Here is a 22,887-nt window from a genome sequence, read left to right as displayed (position 1 = left end):
CGTCTCCCCACTCCGCGAATCGCAATGAACTTAACTATGGATAGTTAACCGTATAAAAAATTACTAATGAGTAACGAGAATGAGATCTTATTGAAAGACAACAAGGACAGGTTCGTGCTGCTGCCGATCAATTACCCCGCTATCTGGGAACAATACAAACGCCATGAAGCCAGCTTCTGGACCGCTGAAGAGATCGACCTCAGCGGTGACCTGGCGGACTGGGCGAAGCTGAACGATGGCGAGCGCCACTTCATTTCGCATGTACTGGCCTTTTTTGCGGCGTCTGACGGGATTGTGAACGAGAATCTGGCGGTGAACTTCATGAGCGAAGTACAGATACCCGAAGCGCGTTGTTTCTACGGCTTCCAGATCATGATGGAAAACATCCACTCCGAAACTTATGCTTTGCTGATCGATACGTATGTGAAAGACCCGGTGGAGAAAGACCGCCTTTTCCACGCCATCGACACCGTTCCCGCGGTGAGAAAAAAAGCAGAATGGGCCCTTCGCTGGATCGAAGGCGGCACCTTCGCACAGCGTCTCGTGGCGTTTGCGGCAGTGGAAGGCATCTTCTTCAGTGGCAGCTTCTGCTCCATTTTCTGGCTGAAAAAACGCGGCCTCATGCCCGGCCTCACCTTCTCCAACGAGCTTATCAGCCGCGACGAAGGGCTGCACTGCGAGTTTGCCTGCCTGCTGTACAGCATGCTGAACGGCAAGCTCAGCGAAAAAGAAGTGCATGAGATCATCGGCGACGCCGTGTCCATCGAAAAAGAATTCATCACAGACGCATTGCCCGCCGCCCTCATCGGCATGAATGCGGACCTGATGAAACAATACATCGAGTTTGTGGCAGACCGCTGGCTGCAGGCGCTGGGTTGCAGCAAAATGTTCAACAGCACCAACCCCTTCGATTTCATGGAAATGATCTCGCTGCAGGGCAAAACCAACTTCTTCGAAAAACGCGTGGGCGATTACCAGAAATCCGGCGTAATGGGAAATAAAGAGACGCAGACTTTCAGCCTGGACGAAGACTTTTAGACTCAACAACAATACACCTAACAATATATTTACTCACCCAGTTAAATTCATCACACTATGTTCGTTATAAAAAGAGACGGAAGGAAGGAATCTGTCAAATTTGACAAGATTACGGCAAGAGTAGAAAAGCTGTGTTACGGATTGGCGCCGGAATATGTAGATTCGATAGACGTAGCGAAGAAAGTGATCCAGGGCCTGTACGACGGCGTTACCACCACCGAGCTGGACAACCTGGCTGCGGAAACCGCCGCTTCCCTCACCACCAAGCACCCGGACTATGCGCAGCTCGCTTCCCGCATCGCGGTGAGCAACCTGCATAAAAATACCGTGAAGTCGTTTTCCCAGACGATGAAGAAACTTTACGAATACATCGACCCGAAGACCGGCAAACCCGCCGGCCTGCTGAGCGATGAAGTATGGGACGTGATCCGCAAGAATGCAGACATCCTGGATTCCACTATCATTTACGACCGCGACTTCGCTTTCGATTATTTCGGTTTCAAAACGCTGGAACGCTCTTACCTGCTGAAGATCGACGGCAAGATCGCCGAACGCCCCCAGCACATGTTCATGCGCGTAGCCGTTGGTATCCACAAAGAGGATATCGACTCCGCCATCAAAACATACAACCTGATGAGCGAGCGCTGGTTCACCCACGCCACGCCCACCCTCTTCAACGCCGGTACGCCCAAACCCCAGATGAGCAGCTGCTTTTTGCTGACCATGCAGGGAGACAGCATCGACGGTATCTACGACACCCTGAAACAGACCGCCAAGATCTCCCAGAGCGCAGGCGGCATCGGTCTCAGCATTCATAACATCCGCGCTACCGGTTCATACATCAGCGGCACCAACGGCACTTCCAACGGCATCATCCCCATGCTGCGCGTGTTCAACGACACCGCGCGTTATGTGGACCAGGGCGGCGGCAAACGCAAAGGCGCGTTCGCCATTTACCTGGAGCCCTGGCACGCCGACGTGTTCGAGTTCCTGGACCTGCGCAAGAACCACGGTAAAGAAGAAATGCGCGCCCGCGACCTCTTCTACGCCCTCTGGATGCCCGACCTGTTCATGAAACGCGTGGAAAGCAATGGCGAATGGAGCCTGTTCTGCCCCCACGAAGCACCCGGGCTGGCAGATTGCTGGGGTGAAGAATTCGAAAAACTGTACGAAAAATATGAAGCCGAAGGCCGCCAGCGCAAAACCGTAAAAGCGCAGGACCTCTGGTTCGCCATCCTGGACGCACAGATCGAGACCGGTACCCCCTACCTGCTGTATAAAGATTCCGCCAACCGCAAATCCAACCAGCAGAACCTGGGCACCATCAAAAGTTCCAACCTCTGCACAGAGATCATCGAATATACGTCTCCCGAAGAAGTGGCCGTATGTAACCTCGCATCGCTGGCGCTACCGCGCTTCGTGATAGACGGCAAATTCGACCACCAGAAGCTCTTCGAAGTAACTTACCAGGCTACACTGAACCTGAACAAGATCATCGACGAAAACTATTACCCGGTTGAAGAAGCCCGCCGCTCCAACCTGCGCCACCGCCCCATCGGCCTCGGCGTACAGGGCCTGGCAGACGCATTCTTCCTGCTGCGTTACCCCTTCGAAAGCGAGCAGGCGCAGCAACTGAATAAAGACATCTTCGAAACCATCTATTTCGCCTCTCTCACCGCCTCCAACGACCTGGCGAAGAAAAACGGCGCATATGAGACCTACGAAGGCTCTCCTGCCAGCAAAGGCATCCTGCAATACGATATGTGGGGCGTTACGCCCTCCGACCGCTGGAACTGGGCAGCCCTCAAAGCTGAGATCAAAACACACGGCATCCGCAACTCCCTGCTGCTGGCGCCGATGCCCACCGCATCCACCTCGCAGATACTTGGCAACAACGAGTGCTTTGAGCCGTACACTTCCAACATCTACACCCGCCGCGTACTGAGCGGAGAGTTCGTGGTGGTGAACAAACACCTGCTGAAAGACCTCGTGGAACTGGGCCTTTGGGACAGCGACATGAAGAACAAGATCATCGCGGCCAACGGCTCTATCCAGCAGATAGACGAGATCCCCGGCAATATCAAGGAACTGTACAAAACCGTTTGGGAGATCAAACAACGTACGATCATCGATATGGCGGCGGACCGTGGCGCATTCATCTGCCAGAGCCAGAGCCTGAACCTGTTCGTGGACACGCCTTCCGCTTCCAAGCTCACCTCCATGCACTTCTACGCCTGGAAAAAAGGCCTGAAGACCGGCATGTATTACCTGCGTACACAGGCCGCATCACAGGCCGTTCAGTTCACCGTCGAAAAACAAGGCGGCCAGAACATGATACCCGTTATCCCGGCAGAAAGCGCCGCAGACGAGCTGGGCGTTCCTGTAGGCGCGGTTTGCACCATGGAAGAAGGTTGCGTGACCTGCAGCGCATGATAGACTGTTATTGATTTTTTATACAAGGCCCGGGAGAATTCCCGGGCTTTTTTATGGACGGTGTTTTTTGAAACCCATTTCCGCCCGGGGCTCCTGGGGCGGATCGATCAATTGTTCCAGGTATGCAAGCATTAGCACGCCATGCTCAGTGAAAGCAAGTGGCAAATGCCCGCCCAGATGCTGTTTGGATGGCGCCTGCTTTTTGACTTTTACCATTACTAATAATTTACCAGTGCAATGATATTTTGAGAAGTGAGAGAACCAAGGCTCTTCTATGGGTCAGCAATAATTTCCGGGTTAACTGAACAATGTCATCAATCGAACACGATGGAAGAGTGATCGGTGTCAGTTCAATGGTAAATTTAATGTAAAAATCAATGCAGGTAAAGAAGCAAAGGTGGTCGCAAATTTCGACCACCCCGCAATTTTCCCCAACCAGCCATTTTTCCCTTAAATTTGCTCCCGGTATGGACATCAGCATCAATAAATACATTGCAGAAACCGGCTTTTGCAGCCGCAGGGAGGCAGATAAATACATCGAACAGGGCCGTGTGACCATCAATGACAACATTGCGTCCAAAGGCAACCGCGTGGAAGAAGGAGATGTGGTGGAAATTGACGGCGAACCACTGAAGAAAAAGAAAGCACCGGTCTATATCGCGCTGTACAAGCCCAAAGGCGTTACCTGCACTACCGACCTGAAAGACAAGACCAATATCATCGACTACGTGGGCTACAAGTCCCGCATCTTCCCCATCGGCCGGCTGGACAAGCTTTCCGAAGGGCTCATCTTCCTCACGAACGACGGCGATATCGTCAATAAAATACTGCGCGCGGGCAACCAGCACGAAAAAGAATATATCGTAACGGTAGACAAGCCTGTCACCCTGGAGTTCATCAAGACCATGCGCAGCGGCGTACGCATCCTGGGCGTATTCACCAAAAAGTGTTTCGTGCAGCAGGAAGGACCTAACCGTTTCAGGATCATCCTCACACAGGGCCTCAACCGCCAGATACGCAGGATGTGCGAGGCGTTGGGGTATAAGGTCACCACCCTGAAACGAACGCGCATCATGGGCATTACGCTGAAAGACATCCCGCCGGGCAAATGGCGGTACTTCACCAAAGACGAAATTGCCCTGATGAACGAAATGGTGGCGAACAGCAGCAAAACGGCGGATAAATCCGACCTGGGCGGCATGGACGAATAACTACCAGAGCGGCTCCAGCTGTACTTCCACCTGCTCGTCGTGCCCGTTCTCCAGCGAACGTGCACGTGTGCCTCTCTCCGCATGGCGTTGCGCCCTTACGATCACCTCCATTTCAAAATTCACCTTCTTCGTTTCGAAAGCCTGCTTGCGTACGCCTTCGTGGTCAAAATCGCCGCGGATGTCCGTAAAACTGTTGATGATAGTGCCCACCGGCTTGTCTTCCACATTGCCAAGATACCTGCCCACAATGCCCGCCACCTGGTTGATGACGTCCAGCGCCACGCCCGCCGGGCTGGCATTGGAAACGATGCCGGTGACGGTTCCCAGCAACGACTTGTACTCTTCATCGTTCTTCAGGTCCGCCATCACCTTGCCTGTTTCGCGCAGGTCCTTTTTGCTTTTGATCACCGCGCACATAGTGTGGATCTGCTTGGGCGGCAGCTTGTCCGTCTCATTCTGCTGCCAGTAAAAGATGGTCTTGTTGATGGGCAGATGCTCGTTGTCGCCGATCCTCGGAAAGCCCTGCAGGTCGATGCCGCCGAGCAGCTGGTTGTTGATGTCGCTCACCACGATAGTGAGGCAATACAATTTCGCAAAACCTTTAAATACCAGGAACGGCTCCGTATTGTTGTCTTTCACGAAAGGCGGCAGCAGGCGCAGCTCAATGCCGGTGAGCTTGTCTGAAGTGGGGATCTCGCGGGTGACGTTCTTCAGCGCATCGGCGAATTTACCATCCTTCGGAAGGTCTTTCGGGGCGGAAAATACCACGCTGGTTTCGGGGTTTAAGAATTCAATTGACATAAAATAATTTTGAAGGGTTTGGGGTTCAGTAAATAGCAGTAAAAAAACCTGTCTGAGGTGACAACTGTAAATGCAGATGTATCTGGGATTAATCTTTATTCAAATTAGAGATTAATTGCGAGACTACCAAACTATTGCTGGTTATCAAGGGGTTAAAAAAATTATTTCGCCCGGCTCAGCTCCCATTGCAGCTGCTCCTCCTCCATTACGCCTTCGATGAATTTACGGTAAGCTTTGGCGGGATTGATGATGATGGTGGCGGGAATACTTCCTTCCCAACGCGGGTCTATAATGCGGGCGTATTTATTGGCGTTCGTTTCCTCCATCCAGTACACTTTCCCGCTGATCTTGCGCTGGCGGATAAATTGCCTGATCTTCGAAGGATAGGCTTCATCCAGGTCCAGACTTACATATATGAATTTTACGGAAGGGTTCAGCTTCGATTGTTTTTCGAAATAAGGCAGCTCTTTGATGCAGGGCACGCACCAGGTGGCCCAGAGGTTCACCACCATCACGGAATCGCCTTCGCGCATCAGCTGCTCCAGCCCGGCGGGACTGACAGGCTGCACCTGTTGTGCGCGGGCAGAAACTGTAAACAATAAAAGGATCAGCAGGATTCTCATAAGTCTTCTTCTTTAAATCCCCATTCCGCTAAAAGCGCGGCGCGCCGGGCTTCCGGAAGGGACGGTTGTGCATAGTGCCCTGCATTCTTCTTCTGGCGCATGGCTTCGTAAATGCTTACGGCGCAGGCCACCGAAATATTCAGGGAACGGATGATGCCCATCATGGGGATAAGAAAATTCCCGTCCGCCAGTTCCCGCAGCTCATCGCTCACGCCGTTCTGCTCGTTACCGAATGCAAGCGCCACAGAGCCGTTAAAATCAATATCATATAAGCTCACCGCGCCTGATGCGAGGTGAGTGGTATAGATCCTGTCGTACTTTTTTCTCAGTTCGGCCACCAGTTCCTTCACATCCGTATATTGATGAACAGTGAGCCACTGGGCCGCGCTGGATGAGCTTTTTACGCCCCATCGCTTTACCCGCGGCGCCTTGGTGGTGAGCACATACACATCCTGTATGCCAACGGCATCGCAGGTACGCAGCACGGCAGACACATTATGGGGGTCTTCCACATTCTCCAGCACCACGGTCAGGTTGCACTGGCGGTTATGCAATAATGTCAAAAGCCTTTCTCTTCGCTCCGGTGTCATGCTGTTAATTTTATATGTAAAATTAACAGAAATTAGTTTCAGTAATACGATTTACTATCTTTAGCGTGTTATAAAAAAACGGATCCTATGAAGTTAAAAAAGGTACTGAAAGGTATCGGGATAGGGCTGATCGTTCTGATCGCCCTGCTGATCGCGATTCCTTACCTGTTTAAAGGCCAGATCATGGCCAAGATCAAAACGGAACTGAACAAGAACCTTAATGCCAGGGTAGAGTTCAAAGATGTGGATATCAGTCTTTTCCGCAGATTTCCCAGGCTGGCCGTAGCGCTGGAAGAGCTGGCGATCACCGGTGTGGACCATTTCAACGGCGACACGCTGCTGGCCGTTAAAAGGCTGGACATTGCCATGAACCTGATGAGCGCCATCAGGGGGGAAAAGATCGACGTGTACAATGTAGTGCTGCAACAGCCACGCATATACGCTGTGGTGGACGAAGAGGGCCGCGCCAACTGGGATATCGCAAAACCCGATACGGACACTGCCGCCGCTGCGCCGGGAGACACTGCCGCCAGCGAATTCGCCTTCAGCCTGCAACAGTACAGTATAGAGAATGCCACCATTAAGTACGACGACCTCCAGGGCCATATGCACCTGAAGATCGACGCCCTGAACCACAAAGGCAAAGGCGACTTCACACAAGATGAGTTTGTGCTGCAAACCTCCACTACTACCGAATCGCTCAGCTTCGCTTATGGGTTTATCCCCTATTTGCTCGACACGAAGGCCGAGATCGCGGCTGATATTAAGATCGATAACAAGACAAGCACTTATGCCTTCAAAACGGACAAAATTTCCATCAACAACCTGAAACTATCCACCGAAGGTTTCGTGCAGCTGCTGAACGACAGCACCTACAAAATGGACGTGCAGTTCGCCTCGCAGTCCACCGATTTCAAAGACATTCTTTCCCTCATACCGGCCGTATACTCGAAGGATTTTGCCAGCATCAAAACCAGCGGCAACGCCACTTTCTCCGGTTTCGTAAAAGGTACGTATTCGGACGTGCAGATGCCTGCTTACCAGCTGCACCTCGGCGTGAAGAACGGTTTCTTCCAGTACCCGGACCTGCCTAAGCCCGTGAAGAACATACAGCTGGCGGTGAACGTAAGCAATCCCGACGGTGTGCCGGACCATACGATCGTGGATATGCCGCAGGCGCATCTTGAAATGGACGACAGCCCGATAGATATGCGGCTGATGGTGAAAACACCGGTATCGGACCTTTATATAGACGCTGCCGCCAAAGGCAAACTGGACCTCGGCAAAGTGGGCCAGTTCGTGAAATTTGAAAAAGGCACCCAGCTGGCAGGCTTGCTGAATGCGGATCTCCAGGCACGCGGCTACATGAGCGCCATCGAAAAACAACAATATGAGGCCTTTCACGCAGCCGGCAATCTTTCCGTGAACAACCTGCTGTATAAAAGCAAGGATTATCCCGAAGGCGTGAAAGTCTCTTCCCTGCATATGGCGTTCAACCCGAAGAACGTTACCATCTCCGACTTCAACGGCCAATACCTCGGCACCAATTTCTCCGCCAACGGCGAAGTGAACAACCTGCTGGCCTACGTGCTCCGCAACGAAGCGCTCAACGGCAGGCTGGCGCTGAAAGCGGACCAGATCAACCTGGATAAATGGATGGCCACCGGCAGCAGCGGCGAAACATCCTCCAAACCTGCGGATACCGCCGCAGCCGTGCCGTTCGCCGTGCCCAACAACCTGGACTTTACCGTGCAGGCGCAGGCAGACAAAGTGCATTACGACAAAGTGGACCTGAACAATCTCTCCGGTTCATTGCTGATCAAAGATGAAACGGTGACGATGAAAGACATCAAAGCCAATGCCCTGCAGGGCAGCATGAAGATCGACGGCACTTACTCCACCAAAAACGACAAGAACCATCCCGATATCAGTCTTGCCTACGACGTAAAAGAACTGGACGTGCAGCAGACCTTCAAAGCCTTCAACACCGTGCAGAAGCTGATGCCCATCGGGCAGTTCCTCAGCGGCAAGCTCAGCTCGCAGCTAACCGTAAAAGGCAAGCTGGGCAAGGATATGAGCCCGCAGATCAATACCCTCTCCGGAGACGGCAACCTGCTGCTCATCCAGGGTTTCCTGAAAAAATTCGCCCCGCTGGACCAGCTGGCCAACCAGCTGAACGTTTCCGCTCTGCAGGACATTTCAATAAGGGATATTAAAAACTACTTCGCCTTCCAGAACGGCCGGATGACCGTGAATCCTTTCCGTGTGAAGCTGCCGAACATGAACATGCTGATAGGCGGCAGCCATGGTTTTGACCAGAGCATGGACTACACCATGCAGCTGGCGCTTCCGCGCGCGCTGCTGGGGCAGAAAGGTAATGCGCTGGTGAACAACCTCGTGTCGCAGGCCACCAGCAAAGGTATTCCCGTGCAGCTCAGCGACACCGTTTACCTGAACGTATTGCTGGGCGGCAACATCATGAAACCTTCCGTGAAAACGGACCTGAAAGAAGCGGCGGGCAAAGCGGCAGAAAACCTGAAAGACCAGGCCACCGCCATGATAAAGAACAAGGTGGATTCGGCAAAGCAGACGGTGAAAGATTCCCTGGCGCAGGTGAAGAACCAGGCCGTTTCCGCGGTGAAGGACGAGCTGAAGAATAAACTGCTCGGCGGCAAGGACAGCACCGGTTCCGGTAATATCAAAGATGCCGGCAAAGCGGCGGAAAAAACATTGAACAATACGCTGAAAGGATTATTGAACAAACGCAAAAACACCGCAGCGGACACAACAAAACACTGAGGTCATTTGTAATATAAAGCGTGGTACTATTGTACCACGCTTTTTTTATGGACAGCATTATATACAGCCCCTTTTGTAATGCCAGTTTGTTAGCCGGATTGCTTTTCCTGTTTATGGGATTCATGATCCGGAAATACCCGCCACGCAGCATGAAAACATGGTACGGTTACCGCACTTTCTCTTCCATGATCAACAAAGATACCTGGCATGAAGCCAACCAGTATGCTGCTTATCTTTCACGTTGCATGGCGTACATCCTGATCCCTTTCGGCTTGCTGATGGCATTGATCTTCAAGACGCAGACGGACGTTTTCCTGTACTTAACCATCACACCCGTTATTTTTTGCGCGTTGCTGCTCACCGGTCTTACCGAATGGCACCTGCTGCAAAAGTTTGACGAAGACGGGAACAAACGCAGCGGCAAACCCGGGAAAAAGTCTACCCCTTCCGCCTGATCACCAGCACGGCGGGCACAGGCCGCTGCCCCGCTGCATCAGAGGGTTTGATGGTGTTGAGATGGTTCACGTACAGGGCGGATGATCCGCCGCCGTCCAGGTTGAGGGCTTCCACGCATTGGAGGCTCGTAAATATCTCTGCCAGCTGCGATAAGGTCGCGCCTTCGGCTACGCCTTTGTTCCTTCCTTCCACCACCAGCAGGATCACTTTACCGTCGGCCCTGTAGCCTACGGCAGACCTTGGATGGAAGTCCTTCACACCGCCCATGCGTTCTTCGTTCATCGTTACATGCACTTTGCCGTTCTGCACCAGCACCGGGCCGCCGCCGGCCGCTTCCTTCATTTTCCAGCGATGCGCGCCACGCGGGTATTTTTTCCCGGGCTGATGGTAAACCGTGTCCGTACCGTTGATCTCCGGGGTAACGGGCACGTCATATGCATAGGGGCGGTTCTTTTCACCCACGTTGTATACCCAGGCAATGTCCGGCCGGTTCCTTTTACTGAGCCCAAAAGCGCCGCGGGTGGTGTATATGGTGCGGCGGGGGGTTGGTATCGACTTGGGGTTTACGTCGATGACCTTGCCGTTGTGCATTACGATATTGAGGCTCCGGTTGGTTTGGAAAGAAAAGAAGGTGGTGTTGACGACCGCCAGCACAGATGGGCCTTCGATGCTGTCGTATTGCGCGGGCGTGAGGCGTTTGCCGTTGCCGGTGCGGATCACTGCTTCGATCTGCGGGTCGGAAGGATCAAATTCCAGGTAAAAAGCGCGGAAGGGTTTGCCATCCAGTGAATCTTTCGTTTCAAAGACCCGCATACTGGCGGGAAGGCCTTCGTTGTGCGCTGCAGAAGGTTGCCAGCGGAGCTGCGCATGGGCCGCGGCGGGCAGCAGGGCCAGCATGATCAATAAACGTTTCATGGGCAGAAAAATAGAAAATAGCCGGGAGAGTTTCAGGTTATTATTGCGTGAAGCGCTGCCGTGAAGGGAAACTACAGAGAACGCCATATAAAAAGCCCCGGGCGAAGTTCCCGGGGCTGTATTTAATAAACAAGTTGTGTAGAAATTATTTCCTGCCGCTGAAAATGTGTTTTTCAGCGTGGTAAGACGAGCGCACCAGCGGGCCTGCTTCCACATAATCCAGTCCCATGCCGTAGCCGATCTCGCGCAGCTCTGCAAACTCGTCGGGATGCACAAAGCGGATAACGGGGAGGTGTTTGGGAGTGGGTTGAAGGTACTGGCCGAGGGTCACAACGTCGCAGCCGTTGTCGTAAAGGTCCTGCATGGCCTGCACCACTTCTTCCTTGGTTTCGCCGAGGCCCAGCATGATACCGCTTTTGGTACGCATGCCGCCTTCTTTCAGCCGGCGGATCACTTCGAGGCTCCGGTGGTATTTGGCCTGGATGCGCACCTGTTTGGTCATCCTTTCCACGGTTTCCAGGTTGTGGCTCACCACTTCAGGCGCCACTTCGATCACCCTTTCCAGGTTTTCCCAGATACCCCTGAAATCGGGGATGAGGGTTTCCATGGTTGTTTCAGGATTGAGGGCGCGTACGGCTTTGATGGTGTTGGCCCAGATGATGGAGCCGCCGTCTTTCAGTTCATCCCTGTCTACAGAAGTAATGACCGCATGTTTCACCTTCATCAGGTAAATGGCTTCGGCCACGCGCTGGGGTTCGTCCCAGTCCACGGCTTCGGGCCTTCCGGTGGCTACGGCGCAAAATCCGCAGCTGCGGGTACATATATTTCCAAGGATCATGAAAGTGGCCGTTCCGGCTCCCCAGCATTCGCCCATATTGGGGCAATTGCCGCTTTCACAGATGGTATGAAGTTTATGGGTATCTACCAGGTTCCTTACCTGTCTGTAATTCTCTCCGATCGGCAGTTTAACACGAAGCCAGTCGGGCTTTTTCACTCTCTGCGCAGCCGGTTCGGCCGCGATTACGGGTAGTTCTTGCATCGCAAATCCTTTCTTTAAGGTACAAAGTTACTTATTCCAGCGTTTCCCCAACTGTATTCCTACATATGCGTTGAAAAAGAACGACTTACCCTCCTGATCGACCATAATGGGTACCTTTTTGGTATAGTATTCAGCGTTGATGCCTACTTCAAGGGCGGATATCACGTCATTGAAACGGGCCCAGTCGAACCGGAAGCCGGTTTTGGCATGCACGCCCGGGGTGATGCTCATTTCGCCCCAGCCCTTGCCGAAACCGCCTGCCCCGTAAATATGGTCGCGGTTCAGGAAGTCGTCTCTCACCTCATCGGAGTATTTCACGATCCTCCGGTTGTTCGGGTCGCCGGAGTCGTTGGTGAGCTCCAGGTAATAAGGTTTGATCAGCCCGGCAGACAAGCCGCCGTAGTACAGGAAGTTCACTTCCACCCCGTTTTTGTTGCCTTTGCCGCCGATCAGCCTTTTTTGGCCGATGCCCAGCTTGGCCTGGTAAAAGTTGTTCATTTTACCGTACACGAAGGGGGTGCTGCTGATATAGAATCCTCCCCCGGCAGGGATCATCCGCGACGAACGGTCCTGCTTGGGGTCTCTTTTCTCAGAAAATTCGAGTTGAAAATAATTGATCTTGCTGGCGGTCTTCCGGAATCCCATTTCCAGGAAACCTGTCCAGCCATCGGTATTGAGGCGTGCGCCGCCGGAGAATTCCCTGTTGAAGAGGTTATCCCCTTCCTCTATTTCCCTGAAAAGCGAGATCTTCCGCAGCCTTTTTTGTTCCCTTTCCTCTTTTTTGGAAGGTTTGGTATTCTGGGCATAGAGTGTCATGGAAGCCATCAAGAGCAGTAAGAGTACATTGATTTTTTTCACCGTGTTGCGCAATTATAATTTATTAAACGCCTGATTATGATTTATGTTTTATTTCTATACAAACATACAGAAATAAGTTGGTAGTTGGCTGCCCCGTCGCCTGCCGCCGGGCAGGACGATTTACTAAAAATACACTTATTTTACATGCAAAATCAATCATCATGGAAACTGCATCGATCATTTATAACGGCGAACTAAGAACAACGGCCACGCACATCCGCTCAGGGACGGAAATCAATACTGACGCCCCGGTAGACAACAACGGCAAAGGCGAGCGGTTTTCCCCCACCGACCTGGTAGCCACGGCCCTCGGCTCCTGCATGCTCACCATCATGGGCATCAAAGCCCGGGACAAAGGCTGGAACATCGACGGCACCAAAGTAAGCGTTGAAAAGATCATGGGCACAGAGCCCCGCCGCATCACCGGCGTCAATATCGTTTTCGATTTCCCCGCCGGCCACGGCCTGGAAGATAAAGACCGTAAAATCCTTGAGAACGCAGCGTATACCTGCCCTGTGGCGGAAAGCATTCATCAGGATATCAAACAGAACGTCACCTTCAACTGGTAATCGGGCATCCGGGTACAAAAATTTTCTTGAAAAAAGAACTGGGCTGTGGGCTTTCGGGGCTGTGGGCTCAGCTTTTTTCAAGAAAATTTTTGCACCCGGATTTTTCTGTAAATGCATGGCTTGTCAAGCCTCAGACCCATAACCCCTTCACGAATTATTCCGGATATCCCGGCCATCACCTTCACTGAAACGCAGCAACTGCAAACATTGTTACTGTTTGATAAATTCTACAATCACAACCTCTCCCCTTTATCCTCATTTCCCGGAGACACAGCTACATTCAAACGTATTTTTTACCGCCAAGGAAGCCTATTGAAATTTTTTAAAAAAAAGCTGAGCCCACAGGCCCGGAATAACCCGGTCCCAGTTTCTTTTTTTAAAAAAATTTCAATAGGCTTCCGCCCCCCAGAGGGTGTCTTCGTCTTCTTCTCTGCATTCGTTAATACTGTCTCCCAGCACGCTTTTCCCGACCTGGCACTCGAGGCACCTTTTTGCATCACAATAGTATTGTTTGAGCTGCAGCAGGCTTTGAGAATCGGTGGCGGTGATGGACGGAACTTTTTCGTGGGCCCAGCCGCGGATGATGTGGTTATTTTCGGCGGGCAGGCTGTCCAGCAGGTCCAGGGCGCGCTGCTGGTGCTGCGGGAGGCGCATGTGTTTGCCGTAGAGGTACAGCAGGGGCACAACGGCGTTGATCATCACGTGCTGCAGGATGTGTTTGCCGGGGGCGGCGGTGCGCACGGACGGGATGTCCAGCCGGTAGTGGTATTGCCAGTATGCCGACGGTTCGGCATGCAGCAGGTTCTCCAGCGCCGGGGCGCCCTGTGTATCCAGCAGGCGGGAAAAGAAGTGCGGGGTGTTGTGCAGCACGGCAGCGAAATGAGCGATGCGGAGGCTGGGAAATGAAGTGGGACGCATCCTCAGCCATTGCCAGCGGTGCGGGGGCATGGGCTGCAAACCGTGTTTGTGCTGCAGGAAGCGGTATTCTGCCTGGAGTTCTTTAGGGTATGGGTCGTTGAAAGCGGTTTCCAGCATGCCGGCCTGGCCGAAAAGCAGGGCTTCGAGGCGGGAGCGGTACTGACGGATGCGGGCCAGCAGCATGAAAGGGATGGATTGTACAAGTTCCAGGAAAGCGCTGGTGTTCACCGGCATGCCATAGCTCTGAGCGATGGCGCGTGTGCATACTTCTTCCCAGTTAAAGCGTGTTTGTTCCAGCCAGTTACGGTACACCGCCGTTTTGCGGGCGAGCCTTTCCTCGATGAGCCGGGGTGTCCATTTTTCCCAGGTTGCCTCCGGCACGCGGTGCAGCAGCGGGGCGCAGGGCACGAAGGCCGTATGGGCCATCAGGTGCCGGTAGCGGCGGAGCAGGATCTTCGGGATGCGGTGCTGCAATTCCAGCACGGGAATGCGGGGCTCGGGCACCTGCCAGGGCAATGGCTTCCCTCCGTCAGGCTCGGGCAGGTCGTGCTCAAAGACCACATGAAGGATCACGTTATGGTACTTCGGATTGTGCTGGTGGCCGTGCCGCCGCCAGTCTGAAGTGCGGTAGTGCAGCTCCACATTGCCGGCCCATTCCATGCCGCCTATACGCAGGCGGGCGGCGGTAAAGTCAGGTCCGCCATCGCGGTTGAGGTGGCCGGGACTGAGAATGGAAACGGCTTCGCCGGTGACCGTTTGAAGGCGGAGGCGGTCGAATTGCCCGGACAGCCAGATATACTGGAGCAACGCTTCCGAGCAGAGCGGGTTAACAGACAACATAAAAAAGTATTACTTTCGGTTAATAAATTACTATAAAAATTAGTAAAAATCGAAATTCACCGGAGGTATTTGGAAAATTGACGTTTCTGCCATTACCTTTGCGCCAGTTCTTAAACATCACTTATCCAGAAAGGCAGAGGGTACTGGCCCTGCGAAGCCTTAGCAACCATCCCGGGTTCATTTTCGGGAAAAGGTGCTAATTCCGGCCCCGGAAGGGGAAAGATAAGTTGGCAGAGGTATACATTTTGCAAGCATCAACATATTGCGAAGGCTCTTCCAACCCCGGAAGGGCTTTTTTTATTTCCTATCTGACATAAGCTGAGATTTTTGGATCACATTTGTTTACAGTGAACCGCAGCGGTGTGCCCGTTCCGTAGATCATTGATCAGCCATTAAGCGACGCGTTACATCTGATTTGAAAAAAAGAAAACATGAAACCATCTACACAACTGATCCACAGCATTCCGATAGATGAGCTCACCGGGGCCATTTCCGTGCCCATCTACCAAACGTCTACGTTTGTGCAGGAAAGCCCGGGGATCAACAAAGGGTTTGAATTTTCGCGGGCCAACAATCCCACGCGGAAAGTGCTGGAAGACCTGATCTGCAGCCTGGAGGAAGGATATGCCGGTTTCGCCTTCGCCAGCGGCATGAGCGCCATAGACGCCGTGCTGAAGCTGCTGAAAACCGGGGATGAGATCATGGCGGTGGAAGATACATACGGCGGCATCTTCTCCATTTTCAACAGCATGTTCGAACGCTTCGGCATCAAGGTGAACTTCGTGGATATGAGCGATACGGACAAGGTGCTGGAAAAGATCACGCCAAAAACAAAGATCATCTGGCTGGAATCGCCTACCAATCCCACGCTGAAGATCTCCGACATCAAATCCATCAGCAAGATCGCCAAACAGCATAATATCCTGCTGGTGGTAGACAATACCTTCAGCACTCCCTTGCTTCAAAAGCCCATCCCGCTCGGGGCAGACGTTGTTATTCATTCCGCCTCCAAATACCTTTCCGGCCATACCGACGTGATCGCGGGCCTGGTGGTGGTGAATTCCAAAACCCTGGCGGACCAGCTGAAGTTCAACCAGAACATTTCCGGCAGCATCCTCAGCCCCTTCGAAGCCTGGCTCACCATCCGCGGCATCGAAACGCTTTGCCTCCGGCTGGAAAAACAATGCAGCAATGCCATGGCCATCGCGGCATGGCTGGCGGACCATCCCGCCGTGGATAAAGTTTTTTATCCCGGCCTGGCCACCCATAAAAATCATCACATCGCGCGCAAGCAACAGAAATCATACGGCGGCATGGTGAGCTTTTCGCTGAAGGAAGACCAGATCAAAAACGCCATCCGCATCGTGAATACTACCAAGCTGTTCAAGCTGGCGGAAAGCTTCGGCGGCGTGAAAAGCATGCTCGCCCACCCCGTGACCATGACGCACCGCAATATTCCCGAAGATTTCCGCCGCAAGGCCGGCCTGCAGGATTCCTGCATCCGCCTTTCCGTTGGCATCGAAGATGCGGAAGACCTGATCAACGACCTGAAACAAGCATTGGATAAACTTAACCAGCCTATCGGCAAACAAATTACTGTACTGCAATAAACTATGGAAAAGAAGAACATCAATCTCGGCATCTTCGGTTTTGGCTGTGTGGGCCAGGGCCTTTACGAAGTGCTGAACCGCACCAAAGGTATCAACGCAAGGATCAAAAAAATCTGCATTAAAGACCCGAACAAGCCCCGTCCGATAGACATGAGCTATTTCACGACGGACCCGAACGATATCCTCAACGATCCTACCATCGACGTGGTGGTGGAACTGATCAACGACACGGAAGCCGCTTTCCGCATCGTAAGCACCGCGCTGAAAAACGGCAAGGCCGTAGTAAGCGCCAGCAAACGAATGATCGCCGAAAACCTGCCCGCGCTTTACCAGCTGCAGGTGGACAATAAAGTGCCGTTCCTCTACGAGGCGTCCAGCTGCGCCAGCATTCCCATCATCCGCAACCTGGAGGAGTATTATGACAACGACCTGCTGAACGCCGTGGAAGGCATCTGCAACGGTTCTACCAACTACATCCTCACCAAAATATTCGAAGAGAACCTCAGCTTCGAAACCGCGCTGCGCCAGGCGCAGGACCTTGGCTTCGCCGAAACCGATCCCACGCTCGACGTGGAAGGCTACGACCCGAAATTCAAGATCGTGATCCTGCTGCTGCATGCCTTCGGCACTTTCGTAAAACCGGAAGACGTATTCAACTTCGGCATCAATCACCTGAACGATTTCGATATCCAGTTCGCCCGCCAGCGCAACTGCACCATCAAGCTCATCGGCAACTGCCGCCGCCAGAACGGCTCGGTGAACGCCTATGTGCTGCCGCACCTCATCCGCGAGCACAACCTGCTGTACGACGTGTATAATGAGTATAACGGCGTGCTGCTGGAAAGCGCGTTCACAGATAAACAATTCTTCGTAGGCAAAGGCGCGGGCGGCACCGCTACCGGCAGCGCCGTGCTCAGCGACATTTCCGCGCTGCTGTACAATTACCGCTACGAATACAAAAAGATCAAACAATCCAACCAGCCGACTTTCACCAACGACGTGCAGCTGAAAGTATACGTGCGTTATAAAACGCCGGACCAGGTGGACCTCACGGAGTTTTACAACATCGTGGAGAAATACGAATCGCCCGATTGCCGTTATGTAGTAGGCACCATCAACCTGGAGAAGCTGAAGGATGCGGAATGGCTGAAAAATAAAGAAGTGAACCTGCTCGTACTGGAGCATGAAGATTAAAAAAAAGGTGGTCAGAAATACTGGCCACCTTTTTTTGTCTTATTTGTTTTAACCCATTATTGCCTGATATATCTGAACAGCAGATCCGAAGTGTAGGAGCTGTTCAGCGTAGTGCCGCTGAATGATTCGTTCAGGTTGATGAACTTATTTACCTGCCCTCTTTCATTGTAGGTAATGGTTGCAGTGCGCACCTTGCGCCATTCAGTTCCGGTTTCAGTCATCTCGACTTTCACAACGTTGTTGGCGCAGAAATATTCATAGCTGATGCCGTCCACCTTGAAGAGATAATCATCCTTCAGCATTTTGCTAACGATGTTCGGCTTATTGTCCACGGTGTATACTTCCGTTTCCGACAGGGAATAAGCGCCGTTGTTATTCCGGTGCATTTCCACTTTGGAGATGTTCTCACCGGTCCAGGTAATGAAATATTTTTTGTTGTTATACTCTGGCTGCACTGGTGAAATGTAGTTCACCTGCACCAGCTTGCCGCCTGTGTTATAAATAAGGGTATCATAGCTCAGAACCGCATCACCGGGTGCATAATCGTCGTGACGGGTGATGCGCGCCAGCTTACCGTCTTTGTAGAAGTAGCTTGTGTTCAACTGCTTCTCACGCGATCCTTCCTTCGTTTCATAACGGGTCATTTTGCCTTCGAAGTAGGTGAAATAGCTGAAAAGCGTATCAGTTCCGCCTTTATCCCACTCTTTCGTTTCTTTTACCGTGCTGTCTGCATTATAGGTAACGCGGAAGAAGCTTGAATCGCCAGGGTCTTCATCTGAGTACCTGAGATCCCAGCCGGTAAAGGCCCATTTTTCGCCAGGCGCTTCGGGTTCGGGTGCAGGGTTGTCGTTGTCGGAGCAGGATGCGAGCATGGCGATGGCCATGAGGTATAACAGGGTTTTCTTCATAGGTTGTTGCTATTGATAAGTGTATTTATATCTCATTTGTATGTCTCATACTCCAGCTTCAAGGTCGAAGTGGTGATTTCATTACTCTGCTTATCATCCTTCACAATTACCACTTGTTTCGGCAGCCCCCACAGCAGCCCTTCTTCGTTGTAGGACGGCGTATAGTTCGCTGTATAGATCAGCACGCCGCTGCCCGCAGCTTTTTGTTCGTCCTTTATAAGAGCGCTGGCGCTCAGGTGGGAGAATTTGTGCTCACGGTTGTATACCTCATGATAAAGCAGGAAATCGGCGCGGAATGCATGCTGGTAGCCGAGTTTGTTAGTGTAGGTATAGGTGTTTACGCTCACGGGTATCTCCGTGCCGCCGTTCACCAGGAAATATTCCACCTTGCTCACATCATCGCCCTGCCAGGTGAGCTTGTGTACGCCGCCGCGCACGCCGCCTGATATTTCATGATATTCCGCGAGCTTGGCGTTTTTATATACCAGCGAATCCTTGTCCGTGATCACCGGCTCGCCGTTGGTGCCCATGTTGTAATAATTCACCGCAACAAGCCAGTTGCCATCGTAAACGAACCTGCGGTCTGTGCGTTTTTGGCCGAATGCGAAGAACTGGAACTCGGAAAAGCCCTTCGTGTCGTAGATCACTTCAAAAGAATCAGCCGCATTGCCGGTCCAGTCCGCAACGCGGGTTACAATACCTCTCCCGTCATATTTCAGAACAAGGGAATCGTTCCCGTCCAGTATGCGGGTCAATATGATCTTCTCTGGCGGTAATTCCGGTGTAGTACGTTCATCGCTTTTTTTGGAACAGGCACACAGCAAGTTCAGGAGCGCAATGCCCAGGAGCGCTTTTTTCATGGTTTGCGGGATTGAAGTTTCCGTTTAAAATCCGAAATGGCAATGTTCCGTTTCTCCTGGTAACAGGTATGGGTATACGGTCAACAATATTGCATTACACACGCAAATATAAACAAATAATGTATAATGTATAACAATTTATAACAAGGAAAGCTTTTCCGCCACCTGGCTCACCGGAAGCCCCATCACATTGTAAAAGCAGCCGTTGATCCGGTCTATCCCCACCGCGCCGATCCATTCCTGGATAGCGTAAGCCCCGGCCTTATCGTAAGGCTGGTAATGGTCCACGTAATACGCGATCTGCTCTGCCGTCAGGGATTTGAAATGCACTTCGGTGGTCTGGCTGAAAGCCTGTTCGGTGCCGTTATACAATATCACGACGCCGGTGATCACTTCATGGATGCGGCCGCTGAGGTCCGTGAGGATGCGGATCGCATCTTCCCGGTCCGCCGGTTTGCCGATGATCCGCCCGTCCAGCACCACGATGGTGTCCGCGGCTACGATCACTTCATTTTCAGCGTACAAAGCCTTTACGGCTAATGCTTTTTGCCGCGCGATATGCACCGGCACTTCTGCGGTGGGCATGCCTTCCGGGAAGGTCTCTTCCGCTTCGCTCACCTTCACCTGGAACGGGATGCCGGCCTGCTCCAGCAATTGACGCCTGCGCGGGCTTTGGGAAGCCAGTATAACGGGTTTGCCTGTATACATTCTATAACATGATTTTGAAAAAGATCATGGAAAGGATGCCGGTAAGCATCACGATCTTGATCCAGGTGCTGATCTTATGGTATTGTTCCGGCTGGAAAGCGCCGGTGAGAGGCATTTGCACTTTGAGCGTAAGCGGCAGCAGCACGAAAAGGGCGATATACGCCGCGGCTGCATACCATCCCTTGACGGCGGTCGCGATCATGATCACTACCAGCAACGCCTGGAGCCCAATTATGAGCATCATGGTGAAACGTTTGGCCCGCTTCACACCCCATACGATCGGGATGGTGCGGCAACCATCCTTGCTGTCGCCGATCATGTCTTCCATGTCTTTCACGATCTCCCGGATCATGGACAGCAAAAAGGCAAAGAGCGCATAAATGCCGATGATCTGGATCAGCCGGCGGCCGGCGTAAGACAGGATGGCGGCAAAGCTCTCATAGATCTGTTTCTCGTAAAAGCCCACCACAACCACGCTCAGCGCGGTCAGTAAAGAGATCACCACGTTTCCGATAAGCACCTGCCGCTTGAACGAGGTGGAATAGAACCACAGCAGCAGGGTGCAGAATACCTGTACGAACCCGAGGTAGAACTGCCCGATCTGGAAAGCCACCAGGAAGCCCAGGGATACCCCGGTCATATTTAATATGGTATGCCATGCCATGGCCCAGCGCCGGTTGATGATCTTGTCCACCACCATCTTGTCCGGCTTGTTCACCAGGTCGATATTGATGTCGAAATAATCATTGATGATATAACCACCGGCCGCCACCAGCACGGTGGAAAAGCACAGCATGAGAAAGTGCGGGAATGAAAGCGAAGGCACGGCCCCGCTGTTTTGCAGCAGGGGCTCCACTACGCAGTATTGCAGCAGGAATTGCGTAAGTGCAATGTAGATCAGGTTAGGATACCGGACCATTCTGAAAAATGCCGCGAATAAACTCATAAGTTAAAATAGGTGATCATTAATTATCTGGAAGGCACGCCTTCGTCCAGCAACCAGTGGCCGTTCAGCTTCAGTACTTTTTCGATGACATCGCGCACGCAGCCGTTGCCGCCTTTTTCAGGAGAAATGTAACGGCTGATGCTTTTGATCTCCGGCGCAGCGTCCGCCGGGCAGGCAGGCAGGCCGGTGAGCTGCATCACGCGGTAATCGGGTATATCGTCTCCCATGTACAGCACCTCGTCCCATTTCAGGCCGTGGATCATCGCGTATTCTTCCAGCTTGTCCGTTTTATCGGCAATGCCGGTGTAAACGTCTTTGATGCCCAGGCCGTTGAGGCGGCTGATCACGCTTTCGGATCTTCCCCCGGAAATGATGGCCACCCGGTAGCCCATTTTTACAGCCAGCTGAAGGGCGTAGCCGTCGCGGATGTTCATTTTGCGGCTCTGCTCCCCGTTGGGTAGCAGCTGCACGGTACCGTCCGTCAATACGCCGTCCACATCAAATACAAAAGTGCGGATGCGGGTGAATAGTTCCAAAACGTTCATGGCTGTTGTTTCTGCATACCGGCTGGTTTATGGCCGTTGTGCGCAAAAATATCTGTAATTAACGACACCGCCAATCATTTATGGAACTGGTGGATACTTTCGCTCAGCAGCGGGTAGATCTGCTCCATGGAAGGGTAATTGGCCAGCAGGGACCGGTGCAGGGCCATGGTGCGCTCGTCGTTGCGGATGGCGGGGCCGGTTTGCACGCTTTCCGGCGGGTAGCGGTCCAGCCGCTGGAAAGTTTCCCTGATAAGGGGGGTCAGCAGCGAGAAGTCTCTCCCCTCCTGCTCGCAATAGAACTTGGCGAGGGCTATGAGGTGGTTGGTGAAGTTGTTGCAGAAAACGGCGCCCAGGTGCATTTGCAGGCGCTCGCGGGAGCTCATCACGGATATGGACGCACTGATGCTCTGCCCCAGGGCCAAAAGGCGCTTCAGCACTTCCTCGTTCGCGGCCTCTACCAGCAAAGGTATCTCCGGGTAGTTCTTGGTTTCTTTCCGTATGCTCTGGAGCGGATACATCACCCCCGTATTCACGGAAATGCGGGAAATGGCCTCTATAGAAACAGCCCCGGCGGTATGCACCACGATGCGCCGGCCCAGCCTTAGCTGGTCGTTCAGCTCGGCGATCACATCGTCTCCCACAGCCAGCAGGTACACATCCGCCTCCATATCTATATCCATCAGGTCGTCCGACGGGTCCGCATGCAGCTGCTCGGCCAGGTCCCGGGCATGCGCCTTGCTGCGGCTGATCACCTGCTTTACATGATGCCCGTGCAGTTTCATCAGGTGACCGAAACAATGCGCCACATTGCCCGCTCCTATAATAACTATGTCCATGATACAATTTTTGATTCCCCCGGGGGGCCATTGAGGCCCCAATTCCATGCCAACCGGCAAAAAACATGGTTTATTTTTGACATGTAATATTACTGTCTTTCCGCCAATGGGAGGTAATTATAATTAATACGCCGTCGTTCCCTGCTGGATATCAAGTATTTAACGGATTCTATTTTTTATATCAACCTAC

General features: G+C 52.6%; 22 protein-coding genes and 1 riboswitch. Of the genes, 8 read left to right on the top strand and 14 right to left on the bottom strand.

Going from position 1 to position 22,887, the window contains the following annotated elements; translation table 11 throughout:
* The first annotated feature begins 66 nt into the window (after window positions 1-66).
* Window positions 67-1,038 carry a ribonucleoside-diphosphate reductase small subunit gene (locus tag ACTJIK_RS09210; protein ID WP_440646069.1) on the top strand — a complete coding sequence of 324 codons (972 nt, stop codon included), beginning with the start codon at window positions 67-69 and terminating at the stop codon, window positions 1,036-1,038.
* A 57-nt stretch (window positions 1,039-1,095) separates the two neighbouring features.
* A complete protein-coding gene (locus ACTJIK_RS09205) occupies window positions 1,096-3,471 on the top strand; it encodes a ribonucleoside-diphosphate reductase subunit alpha (RefSeq protein ID WP_440646068.1) in 2,376 nt (791 codons plus the stop codon).
* A gap of 51 nt (window positions 3,472-3,522) precedes the next feature.
* On the opposite strand, the gene ACTJIK_RS09200 is transcribed toward ACTJIK_RS09205, so the two are convergent.
* Window positions 3,523-3,687 carry a hypothetical protein gene (locus ACTJIK_RS09200; RefSeq protein WP_440646067.1) on the bottom strand — a complete coding sequence of 55 codons (165 nt, stop codon included), beginning with the start codon at window positions 3,685-3,687 and terminating at the stop codon, window positions 3,523-3,525.
* A 251-nt stretch (window positions 3,688-3,938) separates the two neighbouring features.
* On the opposite strand from ACTJIK_RS09200, the gene rluF reads away from it, so the two are divergent.
* The gene (gene rluF / locus ACTJIK_RS09195; RefSeq protein WP_440646066.1) at window positions 3,939-4,682 is read left to right on the top strand and encodes a 23S rRNA pseudouridine(2604) synthase RluF; all 744 of its coding nucleotides are present in this window, start codon (window positions 3,939-3,941) and stop codon (window positions 4,680-4,682) included.
* On the opposite strand, the gene ACTJIK_RS09190 is transcribed toward rluF, so the two are convergent.
* From ACTJIK_RS09190 to ACTJIK_RS09180, 3 genes are all read right to left on the bottom strand, one after another.
* Complete coding sequence (locus ACTJIK_RS09190; RefSeq protein WP_440646065.1) at window positions 4,683-5,483, bottom strand: hypothetical protein; 801 nt, start codon at window positions 5,481-5,483, stop codon at window positions 4,683-4,685. It abuts the gene before it with no gap.
* Window positions 5,484-5,644: 161 nt separating this feature from the next.
* Window positions 5,645-6,106, bottom strand: coding sequence for a redoxin domain-containing protein (locus ACTJIK_RS09185; RefSeq protein ID WP_440646064.1), 462 nt, complete (start codon window positions 6,104-6,106; stop codon window positions 5,645-5,647).
* The gene (locus tag ACTJIK_RS09180; RefSeq protein ID WP_440646063.1) at window positions 6,103-6,696 is read right to left on the bottom strand and encodes a TrmH family RNA methyltransferase; all 594 of its coding nucleotides are present in this window, start codon (window positions 6,694-6,696) and stop codon (window positions 6,103-6,105) included. The genes ACTJIK_RS09185 and ACTJIK_RS09180 overlap by 4 nt, the downstream gene beginning before the upstream one ends.
* 87 nt (window positions 6,697-6,783) lie before the next feature.
* On the opposite strand from ACTJIK_RS09180, the gene ACTJIK_RS09175 reads away from it, so the two are divergent.
* A complete protein-coding gene (locus tag ACTJIK_RS09175) occupies window positions 6,784-9,495 on the top strand; it encodes an AsmA family protein (RefSeq protein ID WP_440646062.1) in 2,712 nt (903 codons plus the stop codon).
* Window positions 9,496-9,644: 149 nt separating this feature from the next.
* Complete coding sequence (locus ACTJIK_RS09170; RefSeq protein ID WP_440646061.1) at window positions 9,645-9,950, top strand: SdpI family protein; 306 nt, start codon at window positions 9,645-9,647, stop codon at window positions 9,948-9,950.
* On the opposite strand, the gene ACTJIK_RS09165 is transcribed toward ACTJIK_RS09170, so the two are convergent.
* The 3 genes from ACTJIK_RS09165 to ACTJIK_RS09155 form a co-directional block, all read right to left on the bottom strand.
* Window positions 9,934-10,866, bottom strand: coding sequence for a phosphodiester glycosidase family protein (locus ACTJIK_RS09165; RefSeq protein WP_440646060.1), 933 nt, complete (start codon window positions 10,864-10,866; stop codon window positions 9,934-9,936). The genes ACTJIK_RS09170 and ACTJIK_RS09165 overlap by 17 nt on opposite strands.
* A gap of 145 nt (window positions 10,867-11,011) precedes the next feature.
* Window positions 11,012-11,905: a lipoyl synthase gene (gene lipA, locus ACTJIK_RS09160; RefSeq protein ID WP_440646059.1), complete on the bottom strand. Its 894-nt coding sequence runs from the start codon at window positions 11,903-11,905 to the stop codon at window positions 11,012-11,014.
* Between the two features lie 27 nt (window positions 11,906-11,932).
* Window positions 11,933-12,730: a hypothetical protein gene (locus tag ACTJIK_RS09155; RefSeq protein ID WP_440646058.1), complete on the bottom strand. Its 798-nt coding sequence runs from the start codon at window positions 12,728-12,730 to the stop codon at window positions 11,933-11,935.
* 194 nt (window positions 12,731-12,924) lie between these two features.
* Between ACTJIK_RS09155 and ACTJIK_RS09150 the strand changes: the two genes are divergently transcribed.
* The gene (locus tag ACTJIK_RS09150) at window positions 12,925-13,332 is read left to right on the top strand and encodes an OsmC family protein (RefSeq protein WP_440646057.1); all 408 of its coding nucleotides are present in this window, start codon (window positions 12,925-12,927) and stop codon (window positions 13,330-13,332) included.
* A gap of 387 nt (window positions 13,333-13,719) precedes the next feature.
* Here ACTJIK_RS09150 and ACTJIK_RS09145 read toward each other — a convergent pair whose 3' ends face one another.
* Window positions 13,720-15,090, bottom strand: coding sequence for a DUF2851 family protein (locus tag ACTJIK_RS09145; protein WP_440646056.1), 1,371 nt, complete (start codon window positions 15,088-15,090; stop codon window positions 13,720-13,722).
* A gap of 118 nt (window positions 15,091-15,208) precedes the next feature.
* A riboswitch (SAM riboswitch) is annotated at window positions 15,209-15,319 on the top strand.
* A gap of 202 nt (window positions 15,320-15,521) precedes the next feature.
* Between ACTJIK_RS09145 and ACTJIK_RS09140 the strand changes: the two genes are divergently transcribed.
* Entirely contained in the window at window positions 15,522-16,700 is a 1,179-nt protein-coding gene (locus ACTJIK_RS09140; RefSeq protein WP_440646055.1) for a trans-sulfuration enzyme family protein, read from the top strand.
* A 3-nt stretch (window positions 16,701-16,703) separates the two neighbouring features.
* Window positions 16,704-17,894 carry a homoserine dehydrogenase gene (locus tag ACTJIK_RS09135; RefSeq protein WP_440646054.1) on the top strand — a complete coding sequence of 397 codons (1,191 nt, stop codon included), beginning with the start codon at window positions 16,704-16,706 and terminating at the stop codon, window positions 17,892-17,894.
* Between the two features lie 56 nt (window positions 17,895-17,950).
* On the opposite strand, the gene ACTJIK_RS09130 is transcribed toward ACTJIK_RS09135, so the two are convergent.
* The 6 genes from ACTJIK_RS09130 to ACTJIK_RS09105 form a co-directional block, all read right to left on the bottom strand.
* The gene (locus tag ACTJIK_RS09130) at window positions 17,951-18,802 is read right to left on the bottom strand and encodes a hypothetical protein (protein WP_440646053.1); all 852 of its coding nucleotides are present in this window, start codon (window positions 18,800-18,802) and stop codon (window positions 17,951-17,953) included.
* Between the two features lie 32 nt (window positions 18,803-18,834).
* Window positions 18,835-19,662, bottom strand: coding sequence for a hypothetical protein (locus ACTJIK_RS09125; RefSeq protein WP_440646052.1), 828 nt, complete (start codon window positions 19,660-19,662; stop codon window positions 18,835-18,837).
* Between the two features lie 138 nt (window positions 19,663-19,800).
* Window positions 19,801-20,370, bottom strand: a complete 570-nt coding sequence (locus tag ACTJIK_RS09120; RefSeq protein ID WP_440646051.1) for a Maf family protein — start codon at window positions 20,368-20,370, stop codon at window positions 19,801-19,803.
* A 1-nt stretch (window position 20,371) separates the two neighbouring features.
* Window positions 20,372-21,316, bottom strand: coding sequence for a geranylgeranylglycerol-phosphate geranylgeranyltransferase (locus ACTJIK_RS09115; RefSeq protein ID WP_440646050.1), 945 nt, complete (start codon window positions 21,314-21,316; stop codon window positions 20,372-20,374).
* Between the two features lie 23 nt (window positions 21,317-21,339).
* Window positions 21,340-21,861 carry a KdsC family phosphatase gene (locus tag ACTJIK_RS09110; RefSeq protein WP_440646049.1) on the bottom strand — a complete coding sequence of 174 codons (522 nt, stop codon included), beginning with the start codon at window positions 21,859-21,861 and terminating at the stop codon, window positions 21,340-21,342.
* A gap of 74 nt (window positions 21,862-21,935) precedes the next feature.
* Window positions 21,936-22,745: a Rossmann-like and DUF2520 domain-containing protein gene (locus tag ACTJIK_RS09105; protein WP_440646048.1), complete on the bottom strand. Its 810-nt coding sequence runs from the start codon at window positions 22,743-22,745 to the stop codon at window positions 21,936-21,938.
* Window positions 22,746-22,887 lie beyond the last annotated feature (142 nt).

It is taken from the genome of Chitinophaga sp. 22620, from assembly GCF_052044405.1.
GTDB lineage: Bacteria > Bacteroidota > Bacteroidia > Chitinophagales > Chitinophagaceae > Chitinophaga.
Note: the sequence above shows the minus strand (reverse complement) of the source record. Positions and strands in the feature narration are given on the sequence as shown.